The organism is Hydrogenophaga sp. BPS33, assembly GCF_009859475.1.
Taxonomy (GTDB): Bacteria; Pseudomonadota; Gammaproteobacteria; order Burkholderiales; family Burkholderiaceae_C; genus Hydrogenophaga.
Genome location: NZ_CP044549.1, coordinates 968612 through 984055, shown reverse-complemented (window position 1 = coordinate 984055; position 15444 = coordinate 968612). Strand labels below are relative to the sequence as shown.

General features: G+C 67.3%; 15 protein-coding genes. 11 read left to right on the top strand and 4 right to left on the bottom strand.

Annotated elements, in window-relative coordinates:
• Nucleotides 1-62: 62 nt before the first annotated feature.
• Nucleotides 63-1043, bottom strand: coding sequence for an MBL fold metallo-hydrolase (locus F9K07_RS04760; protein ID WP_159589883.1), 981 nt, complete (start codon nt 1041-1043; stop codon nt 63-65).
• A gap of 66 nt (nt 1044-1109) precedes the next feature.
• The gene (locus F9K07_RS04755) at nt 1110-1715 is read right to left on the bottom strand and encodes a TetR/AcrR family transcriptional regulator (protein ID WP_159589881.1); all 606 of its coding nucleotides are present in this window, start codon (nt 1713-1715) and stop codon (nt 1110-1112) included.
• 31 nt (nt 1716-1746) lie between these two features.
• Between F9K07_RS04755 and F9K07_RS04750 the strand changes: the two genes are divergently transcribed.
• Nucleotides 1747-2100, top strand: coding sequence for a TfoX/Sxy family protein (locus tag F9K07_RS04750; RefSeq protein ID WP_159589879.1), 354 nt, complete (start codon nt 1747-1749; stop codon nt 2098-2100).
• A gap of 21 nt (nt 2101-2121) precedes the next feature.
• Here the strand turns inward: F9K07_RS04750 and F9K07_RS04745 are convergent, their stop codons facing one another.
• On the bottom strand, nt 2122-2628 hold the full coding sequence (locus F9K07_RS04745) for a DUF2917 domain-containing protein (protein WP_159589877.1): 507 nt from the start codon (nt 2626-2628) through the stop codon (nt 2122-2124).
• A gap of 128 nt (nt 2629-2756) precedes the next feature.
• Here F9K07_RS04745 and F9K07_RS04740 point away from each other — a divergent pair, with 128 nt between their 5' ends.
• Both F9K07_RS04740 and F9K07_RS04735 read left to right on the top strand, forming a co-directional pair.
• Entirely contained in the window at nt 2757-3782 is a 1026-nt protein-coding gene (locus F9K07_RS04740; protein ID WP_159589875.1) for a LysR substrate-binding domain-containing protein, read from the top strand.
• Between the two features lie 3 nt (nt 3783-3785).
• Nucleotides 3786-4703, top strand: a complete 918-nt coding sequence (locus tag F9K07_RS04735; RefSeq protein ID WP_236581796.1) for a DMT family transporter — start codon at nt 3786-3788, stop codon at nt 4701-4703.
• A gap of 127 nt (nt 4704-4830) precedes the next feature.
• Here the strand turns inward: F9K07_RS04735 and F9K07_RS04730 are convergent, their stop codons facing one another.
• Complete coding sequence (locus F9K07_RS04730) at nt 4831-5406, bottom strand: 5-formyltetrahydrofolate cyclo-ligase (RefSeq protein WP_159596819.1); 576 nt, start codon at nt 5404-5406, stop codon at nt 4831-4833.
• A 150-nt stretch (nt 5407-5556) separates the two neighbouring features.
• Between F9K07_RS04730 and F9K07_RS04725 the strand changes: the two genes are divergently transcribed.
• The 8 genes from F9K07_RS04725 (at nt 5557) to F9K07_RS04690 (ending at nt 15405) form a co-directional block, all read left to right on the top strand.
• On the top strand, nt 5557-7533 hold the full coding sequence (locus F9K07_RS04725; protein WP_159596818.1) for a lytic transglycosylase domain-containing protein: 1977 nt from the start codon (nt 5557-5559) through the stop codon (nt 7531-7533).
• Nucleotides 7530-8495, top strand: a complete 966-nt coding sequence (locus tag F9K07_RS04720) for a complex I NDUFA9 subunit family protein (RefSeq protein WP_159589873.1) — start codon at nt 7530-7532, stop codon at nt 8493-8495. Before F9K07_RS04725 ends, F9K07_RS04720 begins: the two co-directional genes overlap by 4 nt.
• Before the next feature lie 117 nt (nt 8496-8612).
• Nucleotides 8613-9023, top strand: coding sequence for a metal-sensing transcriptional repressor (locus F9K07_RS04715; RefSeq protein WP_159589871.1), 411 nt, complete (start codon nt 8613-8615; stop codon nt 9021-9023).
• Between the two features lie 143 nt (nt 9024-9166).
• Nucleotides 9167-9856: a glutathione S-transferase family protein gene (locus F9K07_RS04710; RefSeq protein WP_159589869.1), complete on the top strand. Its 690-nt coding sequence runs from the start codon at nt 9167-9169 to the stop codon at nt 9854-9856.
• Between the two features lie 129 nt (nt 9857-9985).
• Nucleotides 9986-11284: a multifunctional CCA addition/repair protein gene (locus tag F9K07_RS04705; protein WP_159589867.1), complete on the top strand. Its 1299-nt coding sequence runs from the start codon at nt 9986-9988 to the stop codon at nt 11282-11284.
• Nucleotides 11285-11389: 105 nt separating this feature from the next.
• Nucleotides 11390-12136, top strand: a complete 747-nt coding sequence (gene otsB, locus F9K07_RS04700; RefSeq protein ID WP_159589865.1) for a trehalose-phosphatase — start codon at nt 11390-11392, stop codon at nt 12134-12136.
• On the top strand, nt 12133-13944 hold the full coding sequence (locus F9K07_RS04695) for a glycoside hydrolase family 15 protein (RefSeq protein WP_159589863.1): 1812 nt from the start codon (nt 12133-12135) through the stop codon (nt 13942-13944). Before otsB ends, F9K07_RS04695 begins: the two co-directional genes overlap by 4 nt.
• Before the next feature lie 78 nt (nt 13945-14022).
• Nucleotides 14023-15405 carry an alpha,alpha-trehalose-phosphate synthase (UDP-forming) gene (locus F9K07_RS04690; protein WP_159589861.1) on the top strand — a complete coding sequence of 461 codons (1383 nt, stop codon included), beginning with the start codon at nt 14023-14025 and terminating at the stop codon, nt 15403-15405.
• Nucleotides 15406-15444: the final 39 nt, after the last annotated feature.

Genomic DNA, 15444 nt, shown 5'->3' with positions numbered 1-15444 from the left:
CCTGCCCCCATCTGCTTGCGCTGCGACACCAGCGCGAGTCCGACGACCACCGAGGCCGCAGTTCAGCCCTGCAGCGCCGCCCACATCTCCTGGTCCCGCTCGGCGGTCCAGATGCGCGGGTTCTTGATGCCCTTGGCTTCGTCGTAGGCCCGGCTCACGTCGAACGGCAGGCAGTGTTCGTAGATGAACACGTGGCCGAACACGGGGTCCATGCTCTTGCGAGTGTGGGCCATGGCGGCCTTCAGGTCCATGTTCGCGGCCGCCGCCTCCTTGCCCGCCTGGAACAACGTGGTGACCCAGCGCTTCGTGTAGTCCAGCGCCTTGTCCACATCGGCTCGGCCCTTCATGGCCTCGCCACGGCCGGGCACGATGGCTTCGGCCTTCAAGGCGCGCAAGGCTTCCAGCGTGGCGGGCCACTCTTCCAGTTGGGCGTCGCCGGTGTACACGCCAGCTTCGTATTCCACGAGGTCGCCGCTGAACAACACCTTTTCCGCCTCCACCCAGGCGATCGTGTCGCCGCGCGTATGGCCCGGGCCGGGGTGCCAGATCTCCACCGTCACCCCCCCGAGATCCACCGTGAGCGAACCTTGGCGGCCCGGCTGGCCGTCGCCGATCACCAGGGTGGGCCAGGTCAGGCCGGGCACGCCGTCGGCACCGCGGAAGAGGCGCGGGAAACGCTCCATCTCGCTTTGCATGTCCTGCGCGCCACGCTCGACGATGAGTTCGTGCGTGCCCCGGCTGGCAATGATCTCGGTCGCGCCTTCGGCCGCGTAGGCACTGGCGCCGAGCACGCGCACCGCGTGGTAGTGGGTGAGCAGCACGTACTTGATGGGCTTGTCGGACACGGTGCGGATCTGGCGGATCAGGTCCTGCGCCATGTCGGGCGTGGCGGTCGCATCGCTCACCATGATGTACTTCTCGCCAATGATCACGCCCGAGTTCGGGTCTCCCTCGGCGGTGTAGGCCCAGCAGTGCGGGCTGAGCTGTTCGAAGGTGATCTTCTTGTCGTCCAGGTCGGCCTGGGAGGCAAAGGCTTTGCTCATGGGAGGTCTCCGTGTGGGGAAGCGGCGATTTTACTTAAACGAAATCCATTACGCATTCGTAAACGGTCAAATCCTTCCCGACAGGCCGCTCTCCAGCACCGCCACCACCTCGTCGGCAAAGCCGCTGTAGCTCATGGCGCCATCCGGGCGCAGCCAGGTGAAGGTCCAGTTGATCATGCCGAACAGCATCATGGTCAGGGCGGTCTGGTTGGCCGGCGTCACGCGCTCGGGATAGGCGCGCTTGAGAAACCGGGTGAAGGCGGCGACCACATCGCGCTGGCGGTTGACGATGAGGCTGCGCTGCACCTCGCCAAGGAACTTGGTGTCCGACACCAGGGCCACATGGCGCGTGGCCGAGGTTTCGTACTCGCTCAGGAACGCGCGCACCAACTCGTTGAGCGCATCGCGCTCGCTGAGGTTCTTGCGTTGTGCCCGGGCCTCGGCTTCGCCGATGAGCGCGAGCAGACGCTGGGTGTAGCGGTCGAGCAAATCGAACAGGATCGCTTCCTTGCTCTCGTAGTAGTGGTAGAGCCGCGCCTTGCTGGCGCCACAGGCACTGGCGATGTCGTTCATGCTCGCGGCCGGAAAGCTCTGCGCGGCGAAGCACTGCGCCGCCACATCGAGGATTTGATCGCGCTTGAGATCGTGAAAAACGGATTTGGGCCTGGCCATGCACCGAATTCTGCCGGACTAACATCGCGCCATGGCCAAACCCGTCGACCCCTTCGCCCTGCACGCCTGCGAGCTGCTGTCCTGCGTCGGACCCTGCGTGCCCAAGCGCATGTTCGGCGGCTGGGGCATCTCCACCGATGGCATGAACATCGCCATCATTGCGTGGGACACGCTCTTCCTCAAGACCAATGCCGAGACCGAGCCGCAATGGCTGGCGGCCGGCGGGCGCCCGTTCGTCTACGAGTTCAAGGGCAAGACCGGCAGGCTCCACTACCACACGCCGCCGGACGAAGCGCTGGAGTCGCCCGCGCTCATGTTGCCGTGGGCGCGTCTCGCACTGGAAGCCGCCGTGGCAGCGCGCAAACCCAGGCGCAAGGCGCGCTAGCGGCGCAGCCCACCGGGCTATTCAGCGCGGTTGACAGTCGGAAGGTGCCAGCACGCGGCCACGCCCAGCCAGCAGATACTCGCCGTAACCGAACACACCGCGCAGCAAACGCGCCAGCGCCCCACCCGCCTGGCCCAAGGCCATCGCCAGCTCGCGCGACGGCGCCACCACGTCACGGCCAAAGCGATCGCGAGAGACCGCGCCACTGCCCTCGGGCTCGACGTGCCATTCGAAGCGCACCGCGCCATCGCTCGATGGCTGCCAGGGCTCCATCACCAGGCGCACGCCAGCGGGCACCACCAGGCTTTCGCCAGCGGCCAGCATGTGGTCGCCCGACTCGTTGCCGGCACCTTCGTGCGGCAGACCCAGCGTGACCCACGCCCGGCCTTGCGTGATCTGCAGGCGGCTCGGAACATGGGGGCGCAGGGTCATCGCCCGGCGCGCATCCAGGTGCCAGCCGCGCTGCGCGGCGGCAACCATGGCAAGGCGGTCAGAGGACAGAACAGCGGCGGTAGAACGTGACGACATGAGAGGCTCCTGGCAAAGGGACGATGGCTCATCCTGGGAATGAATGTTCGCGCCACATGCCCTTCAAGTCCAATGAAAGCGCAGTAAGCTATTGATTCGATTCCCGCATCAATGCCAGAAAGCCCCCGATGCAGCTCACCAGCAGCCACCCCCGCACCCGCCCCATCGCCGCCGGGCATCTGCGTGCCTTCGAGGCCGTGGCGCGGCACCTCAATTTCCGCGCCGCCGCCGAAGAGCTTTCGCTCACCCAGAGCGCCGTGAGCCGCCAGATCCAGGCGCTGGAAGACGAAGTCGGCACCGCCCTGTTCCTGCGCCACACGCGCGCGGTCGAACTCACGAGCGCGGGCTCGCAGTTGCTGCGCGCGGCCAGTATGGCGCTGGAGCGGGTCGACGCCGCGGTGCGGCAGATCCGCCAGAGCGCGGGACGCAAGAGCGTGGCCATCACCACCTGGGCCTCGTTCGCCTCGATGTGGCTGATCCCCCGGCTCGAGGCTTTCCAGCGCGACCATCCGGACATCGACATCCGCATCGACGCCACCGACAGCGCGGTGGACCTGGCCACGTCCGACGTGGACCTGGCACTGCGCTACGCCGTTCCGCAAGTGATGCCCGCCAACGCCCAGCGCCTGTTCGGCGAGCAACTCACCCCGGTGGCCAGCCCGTGGCTGCTCAAGGCCCACCCCATCCAGAGCGTGGAAGACCTCTCGCGTTGCGCGCTGATCGAAGCCGGTGACGCGCACCGCACGCGCCACCTGGAATGGCTGACCTGGCAGCGCTGGCTCGACACCTACGGCGCGCCACCGCCCCCCGCATCCGGCAAGCGCGCGCGCAGCCTGCCGGCCAAACTCTCACCGCAACGCTGGATGTATTTCAACTACGCCAGCCAGATCGTGCAGGCCGCGCTCACCGGCCAGGGCGTGGCGCTCGCCCGCCTGCCCCTGGTGGCCGAAAGCCTGGCCAGCGGTGCCCTGGTCGAGCCCTTGCCCCATGCACGGCTGGACTCGCCGCTGGCCTACTGGCTGCTGGTGGCGCCGCGCAGCGTGCAGCGCCCGGAAGTGAAAGCCTTCAGCAATTGGCTGCTGCAACAGGCGGCTGCCACGCGAGAGGCGATCGGCGAAGTGCCCGACCCCGACACCGTCGACAACATCGACTGACCCATGCGCCTGTTCCGCTCACTCGCCTCCGGCAACCTGCGCAGCATCGTCTTCATGCTCATGGCGGTGGGCTTCTTCGCGCTCATGGATGCCGTGCTCAAAGCATTGTCGGCGCGTTATCCCTCGCTGCAGATCGCGGCCTTGCGCGGCATGACGGCGCTGCCACTGGTCATGGTCTACATCACGTGGCGCGGCAAGTGGCACACCGTGATGCGGATCCGCTGGCCGCTGCACGTGCTGCGCGGCTGCCTGGGCATCGGCATGATCGCCCTGTTCACCACGGGCGTGCGCGAGCTGCCGCTGTCGAGCGCCTACACCCTGTTCTTCATCGCGCCGCTGCTGATCACCATGCTGTCGGTGCCCGTCCTCAAGGAACGCGTGCCCGCCACCCACTGGTGGGCCATCGCCATCGGCTTCGTGGGCGTGTTGATCGCGCTGCGCCCGAGCGGGAGCGATCTGCAGGCAGGCTTTGCCACGCTGGGCGGGCTGGCCACGCTGGGCGCGGCATTGGGTTACGCGGTCACCGCGATCACCGGGCGCCTGGCCAGCCGCACCGACAGCAGCGAAAGCCTGGTGCTGTCCCTGATGTTGTTCATGTCCATCGGCGCGGGCCTGCTGTCCTGGTCGCGCTGGGTGCCGATCCAGCCCGGCGACGCACCCTTGCTGCTGGCGCTGGCCGTCACGGGCTTCTGCGGCCAACTCACCATCACCGAGGCCTTCCGCCATGGCCAGGCCTCGGCCGTGGCACCCTTCGAATACAGCGCGCTGGCCTGGGGCCTCGGTTTGGACTGGCTGATCTGGCACACCCTGCCGGGTGCATCCACCTGGCTCGGCGCGGTCATCATCATCGGCAGCGGCCTGTACCTCGTGCGGCGCGAGAAGCGCATCACCGAAGTGCACGCCAGCGGCGATCACCCATAGCGCAAGCAACACCGAAGAACGCAACCGGAGCGACGCGCCTTCATCCAGGGCACCCGAGGATCCGGCACCGCCGGTCCCAGGGTGCGCCCCCTTGAGGGGGGACGCGCGCAGCGCGGCGGGGGTGTCCCTATCGGACCGGCCACATCACGCCCGTGTCGCTCAGGATCGCGTCCAGCGGCACGTCGTGCGCTTCGGGCTTGAGGTCGGGCAGAAAACCGAAGTCGTAGCCCAGGCCCACGGTGAAAGGCTTGGGCCGCAGGCTGGCCAGCGTGCGGTCGTAGAAGCCGCCGCCGTAGCCGAGTCGAAAACCGCCCGGGCCATAGCCCACGCAGGGCACGAAGATCAGGGTCGGCTCGACGATCTCGGTATCCTTTGGCTTCGGGATGCTGTAGGCGTCCTCCTCCATCGGGCATCCTGGGTACCAGGTGTAGAACGTGAGCGTCTTGTCGACCTTGTTCACCACCGGCAGGCCGATGCGCCGGTGCAGCCGTTGTTCCTGGGCATCTTCCTCCAGCCCCGCTTCCTGCCAGCGAAACAGCGCCGGCAAGGGGTCGAACTCGCCCTTGATCGGCCAATACGCCCCCACCACCGTGTCGGGCCGGTGGATGAGCCAGACCCGCATGACGCGTTGCAGGAGATCGTTGCGCCAGGCACGATCGGCCAGGCCCTCGCGCTTTTCGATCAGCGCCTTGCGCCACTCCATCTTGAGCGCCTTGGCCAAATCGGCATCGCCTTGAACGCGGGGTTTTGAGGAACTTGAACCGTCTTTGTTGTCCATAATCGACACATGAAAATGGTAGGTACACAACCGGGGCACGCACAGCGCATCGACCGCCCCTCGCAGCGCCTGCGCATGCTGGGCGCGCGGCTCATTATGGCGGCGCTCGTGTTGCCCACCACGCTGTGGGCGCAGGGCGCGCCCGGCGACAGCACCTTGCTGGAGATGCGCGATGCCTTCCGGCGCGGCAACACCACCCAGTTGAGCGCCCTGCTGCCCCGCGCGCGTGGCCATGTGCTGGAGCCGTTGGCGACGTACTGGGAAAGCAAGGCCGGGCTCGAAACGGCCAGCCCCACCGAGATCCGCGCGGCGCTGGCGCGCATGCCTGGCACCTACTGGGAAGACCGCCTGCGCAACGACTGGCTGCTGCTGCTGGGCAAGGCGCGCGACTGGCAGAACTTCGAGGCCGAGCTGCCCTTGTTCCGCATGAACGACGACCGCCAGGTGCGGTGCTACGGCCTGATGCGCGACGTGGCGGCAGGACGGCTCGCGGGCGACGTGGCAGCGCCCCAGGTGCAAAGCAACTGGCTCGCCCAGCGCGATGCCGATGATGGTTGCGCCAGCGCTGCGCAAGCGCTGCTCGAAAGCCGGCACCTCAAGCCACAGGCAGTGTGGCTGCGCGCACGCCAAGCCATGGACAGCAACCGCCCGCGCGTGGCGACGCAAGCACTGGCCATGATCGACACCGAGATGGCGCCGCAGGTGGACGCCATCGCAAGCAACCCCGCGCGTTACCTGGACGAGCGCATCACCGCGTTTCGAACCCGCACCAAGGAGCTGGTCACGCTGGCCATCATCCGCCTGGCCTCGAGCGACCCCGCCGCCGCCGCGCTCGAAATGGAGCGCACGCGCTGGAAAGCGCAGCTCACCCAGGAAGAGCGCAGCTGGGCCTGGGGCGCGATCGGCAAACGCTCGGCACAAAAACTCCAGCCCGAAGCGCTCGGCTACTTCGCCCAAGGCGAAGACCGCCACATGGACGACGATCACCTGGCGTGGAAAGCCCGCGCCGGCATGCGCGCCGGCAACTGGATCGCTGTGCGCGACGCGGTGGCCGCCATGAGCGAAACCCAGCAGCGCGACCCGGCCTGGGTCTACTGGAAGGCGCGCTCGGTGCAGGCGCTCCAGCAACCCGATGCCGCCAGCGCCACCGCCCAAGCGCGCGCCTTGTATGAATCGATCGCCTCCAGCCGGGACTTCTACGAGCAACTCGCGTCCGAAGAATTGGGCCGCCGCATCGAAGTGCCTGCCACTCCCTTGCCCCTGACGGCCGAAGAAACCGCCGCCGCACGCGCCAACCCTGGCCTGGCGCGTGCGCTGGCCGCGATCCGCCTGGGCCTGCGCAGCGAAGGTGTGCGCGAATGGAACTACACCATTGCCCTGCACACCCCAGGCGGCATGGGCGAGCGTGAGCTGCTCGCGGCGGCCGACCTCGCCTGCCAGAATGAGCTGTGGGACCGCTGCATCAACACCAGCCTGCGTACGCCGGTTGCGCAAGACCACGCCCAGCGCTTTCCCACACCACACCGCGCGCCCGTGACCACGCGCGCCAACGAGATCGGCCTGGACCCCGCCTACGTGTACGGTCTGATCCGGCAGGAAAGCCGCTTCATCACCGACGCGCGCTCGGGCGTGGGCGCCTCCGGCCTGATGCAGGTCATGCCTGCCACGGCGCGCTGGACCGCCAACAAGATCGGGCTGAGCACGTTCCGCCCTCAGCAGATCAACGAACGCGACACCAACATCCTGATCGGCACCGCCTACCTCAAGCTCGCGCTCGACGATTTCGAAGGTTCGCTGCCCATGGCTGCGGCCGCCTACAACGCTGGCCCCAACCGCCCTCGCCAATGGCGCAACGGCCCCGCGCTGGCGGGTGAGATCTGGGCCGAAAACATCCCCTTCGAAGAAACGCGAGACTACGTCAAACGCGTGCTCGCCAACACCACCAACTACGCTGCTCTGCTCACCGGCCAACCCCAGTCCCTGCGCGCGCGCCTGGGCGTGGTGGGCCCCCGCCCCAGCACCGACAAACCCATCAACACCGATCTGCCATGAAAAGCGTCGTCGTCCTGGGTGGCACCGGCTTCATCGGTCGCCATGTCTGCGAAAAACTGCAGCGCGAGGGTTGGGCCATCACCGTGCCCACGCGGCGTGCCATCAACGCCGCGCGGGTGCAACACCTGCCGCGCGTGACCGTGATCGAAACCGACGTGCACGATTCGGGGCACCTGCTGGACGTGCTGACCGACCACGACGCGGTGGTGAACCTCGTGGCCATCCTGCACGGCAGCGAAGACGACTTCGAACGCGTGCACGTGGAGCTGCCGCTGTCCATCGCTGAGGCCTGTGCGGCCGCCGGTGTGCGCCGCGTGGTCCATGTCAGCGCACTGGGCGCCAGCCCCGACGGCCCCTCGCGCTACCAACGCAGCAAGGCGCGCGGCGAAGAGGTGCTGCGCGGTGCGGGGCTGGACCTCACCATACTGCGTCCCAGCGTAGTGTTCGGTGCGGGCGATCGCTTCCTGAACCTGTTCGCGCGCCTGCAGGAAACCTTCCCGATCGTTCCCCTGGCCGGCGCCCGGACGCGCTTCCAGCCGGTCTGGGTGGAAGACGTCGCCCAGGCGGTCGCCGTCGGCCTGCGAAGCCACGCCCTGGCCCGCAACCTGGGGCAAGGCAGCGTTGGCCAGACCATCGAATGCGTCGGACCCGATGTGTTCACCCTGGCCGACCTGGTCCGCCTGGCGGGCCGATACGGCAGCCGGGAGCGTGCCATCTGGCCCTTGCCCGATCTCCTGGCGCGCTGGCAAGCCGCGGTCTTCGAACTCGCGCCGGGAGAGCCCGTGATGAGCCGCGACAACCTGGACTCGATGTCGATCGACAACGTCGCCACGCACGAACACCCCGGCCTATCGACCCTGGCCATCACGCCGAGCAGCGTGCACAGCGTGGCGCCCACTTACCTGGGCCAGCGCGGTGGCCGCAGCCAGTTGCTGAACTACCGGCACAGCGCGGGCCGTTGACCCCAGCCAGACCCAGTCATGTGGCGGGGCCGGTCGTTAGGGGGGGTATTTTCTTGGCACACTCGGCGCGCCTTTCCACCTCGGAGGCATACCTTTAACCGACAGGGAGCTTGTGCCATGAACGAAACCCTCACGCCGCCGCCCGCCGCCGACACCCCCGCCTCCCCGGAGGCCACCGCCGAAATCCCCGACGAGCCCCAGGTGGTCGCCGACGGCGAAACTCTCGAAACCCCACCTCTACCCCCACCCCCGCCCTGCTTCCCCCCCAGGCCGCAGAGCCAGCGCGACGTGATCAACCGACTCCGGCGCATCGAAGGCCAGGTGCGCGGCTTGATCGACATGGTCCAACGTGGACGCGGTTGCGAAGACGTGGCCCAGCAGATGGCGGCAGCGCGCAGGGCCATGGACAAGGCCTTCTACCGCATGATGGCCGGCACGGTCATCGAAGCGGTTTCGGATTCGGAACTCGAAATCAATACCTTCCAGGAAGTCGAGCGCTCCACCCGCATCCTCGAAAAGTACGCCTGATCGTTGGATCGCGCCTGAACGAACCACCCCCGATGCGGCGCGCATGCGGGGGGTTTTTCATGGGCATCAATCGCGCAGCACAAGCGCATCAATCCGCGGTGCGCACGCCCTAACATGGAGGACCTGTTTCAAGAGGTCCACCCATGGCACTGCAGCTCTATATCGGCAACAAGAATTACTCGTCCTGGTCCATGCGCCCCTGGGTGCTGCTGAAGCAAGCCGGCATACCGTTCGAAGAAGTCATGGTCCGGTTCGACTCGTTCGACCCCAACTCCATCTTCAAGAAGAACCTGCGCACCGTGAGCCCCATCGGCAAGGTGCCGGTGTTGGTGGACGATGGTTTTGCCGTCTGGGACACGCTGGCCATTGCCGAGTACCTGGCCGAGCACTTTCCCGAGAAGCGCCTGTGGCCGGTGGACGCCAAGGCCCGCGCACGCGCACGCAGCGTCTGCGCCGAAATGCACAGCGGTTTCGGCGCGCTGCGCAACCACTGCCCGATGAACATCGAGGCCACCCTTCACGACGTGGGACGTCTGATCTGGCGCGACAAGCCGGACGTGCGTGCCGATGTCGCGCGCCTGTGCGGCCTGTGGAGCGAATTGCTCGCGGCGCAGCCCAACAGCGGCCTGTTGTTCGGCGAGTTCACCATCGCGGACGCCTACTTCGCGCCCGTGTGCATGCGCATCCACACCTATGGGCTACCGATGCCTGCAGACCTTGGCGCCTATGTCGATCGTGTGCGCGCATTGCCCGGCGTGAAGGCGTGGATCGACGAGGCCATGGCGGAGCACGACTTCATCGATTTTGATGAGCCGTACCGGCTGGGGAGATAGCCCCCACGCTCCACCGCTGCGCGGGTCGCTGCCCCCCGAGGGGGCTGATCCGCCTTGGGGCGGCCCGGCGGCGGATCTTTGCCCCCATGCTCCACCGCCGCGCGGGTCGTCAAGCCTAAACTCCCCCACATGAAAACCTATCTTGTGGGCGGCGCGGTGCGCGACGCGCTGATGGCGCGCACATCGAACACGCCCACCGCTTCGTCACACGCGGACCGCGACTGGGTGGTGGTGGGGGCCACGCCCGAAGCCATGGCGGCCGCGGGCTTCCTGCCCGTGGGCCGCGACTTTCCCGTGTTTCTCCACCCGCAAACGCGCGAGGAATACGCGCTCGCGCGCACCGAGCGCAAGACCGCGCCCGGCTACCACGGCTTCGCCTTCCACGCCGATCGCGGCGTCACGCTCGAAGACGATCTCGCGCGGCGCGACCTCACGATCAACGCCATGGCGGTGGACGTGGCCCACGCGGACGACCCGTCGAACGCACCCCTGATCGACCCGTACCACGGACGCCGCGATCTGCAGGACCGCGTGCTGCGCCACGTCACCAGCGCCTTTGCCGAAGACCCCGTGCGCATCCTGCGGCTCGCCCGTTTCGCCGCGCGCTTTCCCGGCTTCTCGGTCGCTCCCGAAACGATGGACCTGATGCGCCAGATGGTGCGCGACGGCGAGGTGGACCACCTCGTGGCCGAGCGGGTGTGGCAGGAGCTCGCGCGCGGTCTCATGGAGCCTCAACCCAGCCGCATGTTCGAGGTGCTGCGCGATTGCCATGCGCTGCAACGCCTGCTGCCCGAGGTCGACCGTCTGTGGGGCGTGCCGCAACGCGTCGAGCACCACCCCGAGGTGGACACGGGCGTGCACCTGATGATGGTGTTGGACATGGGTGCGCGCCTCTGTGCCCCGCTCACCGTGCGCTTTGCGTGCCTGTGCCACGACCTCGGCAAGGGCACGACATCGCCAGACGTTCTGCCACGCCACATCGGCCACGAACAACGCAGCGCCGTCCTGCTCCAAGACGTGTGCGTTCGCCTGCGCGTGCCCACCGCGTGCCGCGAACTGGCCGACGTGGTGGCGCGCGAACACGGCAATGTCCACCGCAGCCATGATCTCAAAGCTGCCGCGCTGGTGCGCCTGCTGGAACGCTGCGACGCGCTGCGCAAGCCGGCGCGCTTCGACGAGGTCCTGTTGGCCTGCGAATGCGATGCGCGCGGCCGTCTCGGTATGGAAGAGACGCTTTACCCGCAGCGCGAGCGGCTCACACGGGCACTGGCTGCCGCACGCTCGGTGAGCACAGCGGACGTGGCGGCACAGGCCCAGGCCGATGGCCTCAGCGGCGAACATGTGGGCCGGCGCATCCACAAGGCACGTATCGCGGCCGTGGCTCTGGCGATGGGCGATGCGGCAGATGCCGTCTCGGCGGGCCGTTGAACGTTCCGCGCGTGCGTCAAGCGCGCGGCCAAGTGCCTCACCCCTGAGGTCGGTTAAACGATTTCTCACGTTATGGGTGCACATTCCCTGTTACGGTAGCAACAGATGAGCACATTTCCAAAACTGCTGCCAGACCGATCTGCGCTGTTTCTGGACTTCGATGGCACGCTGGCCGATCTCGCCAGCCGCCCGGACGCCGTAAAGGTCCACCCCGATCTGGTCGCCCTGCTGAACAGCCTGCAACAACGGCTGGACGGCGCACTGGCGTTGATCACGGGCCGCGCCCGCGAAGATCTGGAGCCCATGCTGGCGTCTCCATGGCCCTGGCCGGCCGCATTCGAGCATGGCGCGGTGCGCCTGAGCTACCAGGGCGACACCACCACCTCCCGCTCCCATGGTCTTGACCGTGCCCTTGCCGCGGCCGAGCATCTGGTGCAGCGCCACGGCGGCCTGCTGCTGGAGCGCAAGCGGACTTCGATCTCGCTGCACTACCGGCTCGCGCCTTCCCTCGGAACACTGTGTGCGGACACCTTGGCCCGCGCCATTGCGAACGCGCCCGATCTGCAGTTGCTGCACGGCAAATCGGTGGTGGAAGTCAAGTCCATCAACGTGAGCAAGGGAACGGCCATCGAAGCCTTCATGCAGGAAGCGCCCTTCGCCGGGCGCATGCCGGTGTTCGCGGGCGACGACGTGACCGACGAAGCCGGCTTCACGGTGGTGCAGCGGCTGGGCGGGCAAGGCATCAAGGTGGGCGATGGCGCCACGCGCGCACGCCACCGCTGCCCCAGCCCCGAGGCCTTGCGCGCCTGGCTGGCCGACACCCTTCTCACCACCCCCAACACCGCACCATGAACATTCCCGGATTCGCACCCCCGGCCGCCGCTTCGTTGTCCCTGGGCATGGTGGGCAATTGCGCCTTCAGCGCGCTGATCGACCCGCATGGCCGCGTGGTGTGGAGTTGCCTGCCGCGCTTCGATGGCGACCCGGTGTTCCACGCGCTGCTGGGTGGCGACGACCGTGAGCAGGGCTCTTTCGCGATCGAGATCGAGAACCTGGCCGAGGCCACGCAGCGTTACGAACACAACACGGCCGTGCTCATCACCGAGCTCTGGGACCGCGATGGCAATGGCTTGTCCATTACCGACTTCGCGCCGCGCTTTCGCTCCCGCGGCCGCTATTTCCGCCCCACCCAGCTGGTGCGCCGGGTGCGGCCCATCAAGGGCACGCCTCGCGTGCGGATCAGCATGCTGCCGCGCTTCGACTGGGGCCGCGAAACGCCCACCATCACCTCGGGCAGCAACCACATCCGCTACGTGGGCGAACAGCAGACGCTGCGCCTCCACACCGACGCATCCATCAGCCACGTGCTCGCGCGCCAACCCTTTCTGCTGCTGCGCGAACACAACTTCGTTCTCGGCCCCGACGAGACGCTGCAATCGGGCATTGGCGACACCGCGCGCCACTTCGAACAGGAAACACTGTCCTACTGGCGCGACTGGACGCGGCGACTGGCGATCCCGCTGGAATGGCAGGAAGCGGTGATCCGCGCGGCGATCACGCTCAAGCTCTCGCTGTACGAGGACACGGGCGCGATCATCGCGGCCATGACGACCAGCATTCCCGAAGCGCCCGGCACCCAGCGCAACTGGGACTACCGCTACTGCTGGCTGCGCGATGCGTTCTTTGTCGTGCGTGCGCTCAACAGCCTGTCGGAAGTGGGCACGATGGAGGACTACCTGCGCTGGCTGGCGAACGTGGTCGTGGGCGCGGGAGGCGGGCACATACAGCCTTTGCACGGCATCGGCCTGGAGCGCGAACTGCCCGAGCGCATCTGCGACACCCTGCCGGGCTACCGGGGCATGGGGCCGGTGCGCGTGGGCAACCAGGCGCAGGAGCATTTTCAGCACGACGTGTACGGCAACATCGTGCTGGCCGCCTCGCAGGCCTTTCACGACCAACGCCTGCTGCACCGCGCGGGGCGCACCGAGTTCGAGCAACTAGAGCGCGTGGGCGAGCGCGCCGTGCTCATTTACGACAAGCCCGATGCCGGCATGTGGGAGCTGCGCACCCGCGCGCGCGTGCACACCAGTTCGGTCCTGATGTGCTGGGCCGCCTGCGACCGGCTGGCCAAGATCGCGCGCACGCTCAAGCTGCCCGACCGCGAGGCGTACTGGGAACGGCATGCGAACACCATGCGCGAGCGCATCCTGAACGAGTCGTGGAACGAAGAGCGCCAGGCTTTTGCCGAGAGCTTCGGCGGACGCGACCTCGATGCCAGCGTGCTGCTGATGGTCGAAGTCGGCATGATCGACCCGAAGGATCCGCGCTTCGTCTCCACGCTCGACGCCTTGGAGAAACACCTGTGCGACGGCCCCTACATGCGCCGCTACGAAGCGGCCGACGACTTCGGCAAACCCGAGACGGCGTTCAACATCTGCACCTTCTGGCGCATCGACGCGCTGGCGCGCATGGGCCGCAAGGACGAGGCGCGCGCCATCTTCGAAACCATGCTGGCCGCGCGCAATCCGCTGGGCATGCTCTCGGAAGACACGCACGCCACCACCGGCGAGATGTGGGGCAACTTCCCGCAGACGTATTCCATGGTCGGCATCATCAACGCGGCGGTGCGCTTGTCCGCGCGCTGGGACGCGGTGATATGACCCATCGTGTGCTGGCGCACCGATCGCGCGCCTGAAATGCGGTACATCTGCGGCTTGTTCCATATTCGAAGGAATTGAATGGGCCGCCTCGTCGTCGTCTCGAACCGCATCGCGGATCCGCGCAAGACCAGCGCCGGTGGACTGGCCGTGGCACTGGGCCAGGCGCTGGAAGCGTCGGGGGGCTTGTGGTTCGGTTGGAGCGGCAAAGTGGTGGACGGCGGCACGCCGGGCGAAGGCGAGCTGCGGGTGCAGAACGCCGGCAAGGTGCAACTGGCCACGGTGGACCTGAGCAGCGAAGACCACGACAGCTATTACCTGGGCTACAGCAACGGTGTGCTGTGGCCGGTGTTCCACTACCGGCTCGACCTGGCCGACTTCGACGCCGGCTACATCGCCGGCTACCGGCGCGTGAACGCGATGTTTGCGCGCAAGCTCAAGGCTTTGCTCCGGCCCGATGACGTGATCTGGGTGCACGACTACCACCTGATCCCGCTGGCGGCCGAATTGCGCGCCATGGGCTGCCAGCAGCGCATGGGCTTCTTCCTGCACATTCCCTTGCCGCCGCCGCTGATTCTGGCGGCCGTTCCCGAGCACGAATGGCTGATGCGTTCGCTGTTCGCGTACGACTTGGCGGGCTTCCAGAGCGAGGCCGACTTGAACCACTTCGCGCGCTATGTGGGCACGGAGATTCCCGCGGACGTGCTGGGCGAGCACGAGTTCCGCGCCTTCGGCAAGTCCCTGCAAGCGCGTGCCTTCCCAATCGGCACCGATGTGGACGAGTTCGTCGAGCTGGGCAAGGGCCGCGAAGCGCAGGACATGTTCGAGCAGATGCGGCGCGAGTACTCGCGCCGCCGCCTGCTGCTCGGCGTGGAGCGCCTGGACTATTCCAAAGGCCTGCCCCAGCGGCTCAAGGCGTTTCGGCAACTGCTGCAGGCCTACCCGGAAAACCTGGGCAGCGCCACGCTGATCCAGATCGCGTCCCCGAGTCGAGAAACCGTCGACGCGTATGCCGCCCTGCTGCAAGAGTTGGAGAGTCTGTGCGGCGGCATCAATGGCAACTTCGGCGAGCTCGACTGGATGCCTGTGCGCTACATCCACCGCAACGTGGCGCGCAAGCGCCTGCCCGGTCTGTACCGCGCGGCCAACGTGGCCCTGGTCACGCCTTTGCGCGACGGCATGAACCTGGTGGCCAAGGAATTCGTCGCGGCGCAAGACCCGGACGACCCTGGCGTGCTGGTGCTCTCACGTTTCGCCGGCGCGGCCGAACAGATGCACGAGGCCTTGATGGTCAACCCCTACGACACGGCGCGCACGGCCGAGACCATGCAACGTGCGTTGCAGATGCCGCTGGAAGAACGCCAGCGCCGGCACCAGGCTTTGCTCGAAGGCATCCGGACGCAGGACGTGCACTGGTGGCGTGAGAATTTTCTGACCATGTTGACCGAACTCTCCCAGAGTTGAACCCTCTCATCATGGGCGCCGGCCGCGAGGCCGGCGCCC

Coding starts and splice junctions, on each gene's coding strand:
- F9K07_RS04760 (WP_159589883.1), bottom strand. CDS start 1,043: ATGAGCAAAGCCTTTGCCTCCCAGGCCGACCTGGACGACAAGAAGATC.
- F9K07_RS04755 (WP_159589881.1), bottom strand. CDS start 1,715: ATGGCCAGGCCCAAATCCGTTTTTCACGATCTCAAGCGCGATCAAATC.
- F9K07_RS04750 (WP_159589879.1), top strand. CDS start 1,747: ATGGCCAAACCCGTCGACCCCTTCGCCCTGCACGCCTGCGAGCTGCTG.
- F9K07_RS04745 (WP_159589877.1), bottom strand. CDS start 2,628: ATGTCGTCACGTTCTACCGCCGCTGTTCTGTCCTCTGACCGCCTTGCC.
- F9K07_RS04740 (WP_159589875.1), top strand. CDS start 2,757: ATGCAGCTCACCAGCAGCCACCCCCGCACCCGCCCCATCGCCGCCGGG.
- F9K07_RS04735 (WP_236581796.1), top strand. CDS start 3,786: ATGCGCCTGTTCCGCTCACTCGCCTCCGGCAACCTGCGCAGCATCGTC.
- F9K07_RS04730 (WP_159596819.1), bottom strand. CDS start 5,406: ATGGAGTGGCGCAAGGCGCTGATCGAAAAGCGCGAGGGCCTGGCCGAT.
- F9K07_RS04725 (WP_159596818.1), top strand. CDS start 5,557: ATGCTGGGCGCGCGGCTCATTATGGCGGCGCTCGTGTTGCCCACCACG.
- F9K07_RS04720 (WP_159589873.1), top strand. CDS start 7,530: ATGAAAAGCGTCGTCGTCCTGGGTGGCACCGGCTTCATCGGTCGCCAT.
- F9K07_RS04715 (WP_159589871.1), top strand. CDS start 8,613: ATGAACGAAACCCTCACGCCGCCGCCCGCCGCCGACACCCCCGCCTCC.
- F9K07_RS04710 (WP_159589869.1), top strand. CDS start 9,167: ATGGCACTGCAGCTCTATATCGGCAACAAGAATTACTCGTCCTGGTCC.
- F9K07_RS04705 (WP_159589867.1), top strand. CDS start 9,986: ATGAAAACCTATCTTGTGGGCGGCGCGGTGCGCGACGCGCTGATGGCG.
- otsB (WP_159589865.1), top strand. CDS start 11,390: ATGAGCACATTTCCAAAACTGCTGCCAGACCGATCTGCGCTGTTTCTG.
- F9K07_RS04695 (WP_159589863.1), top strand. CDS start 12,133: ATGAACATTCCCGGATTCGCACCCCCGGCCGCCGCTTCGTTGTCCCTG.
- F9K07_RS04690 (WP_159589861.1), top strand. CDS start 14,023: ATGGGCCGCCTCGTCGTCGTCTCGAACCGCATCGCGGATCCGCGCAAG.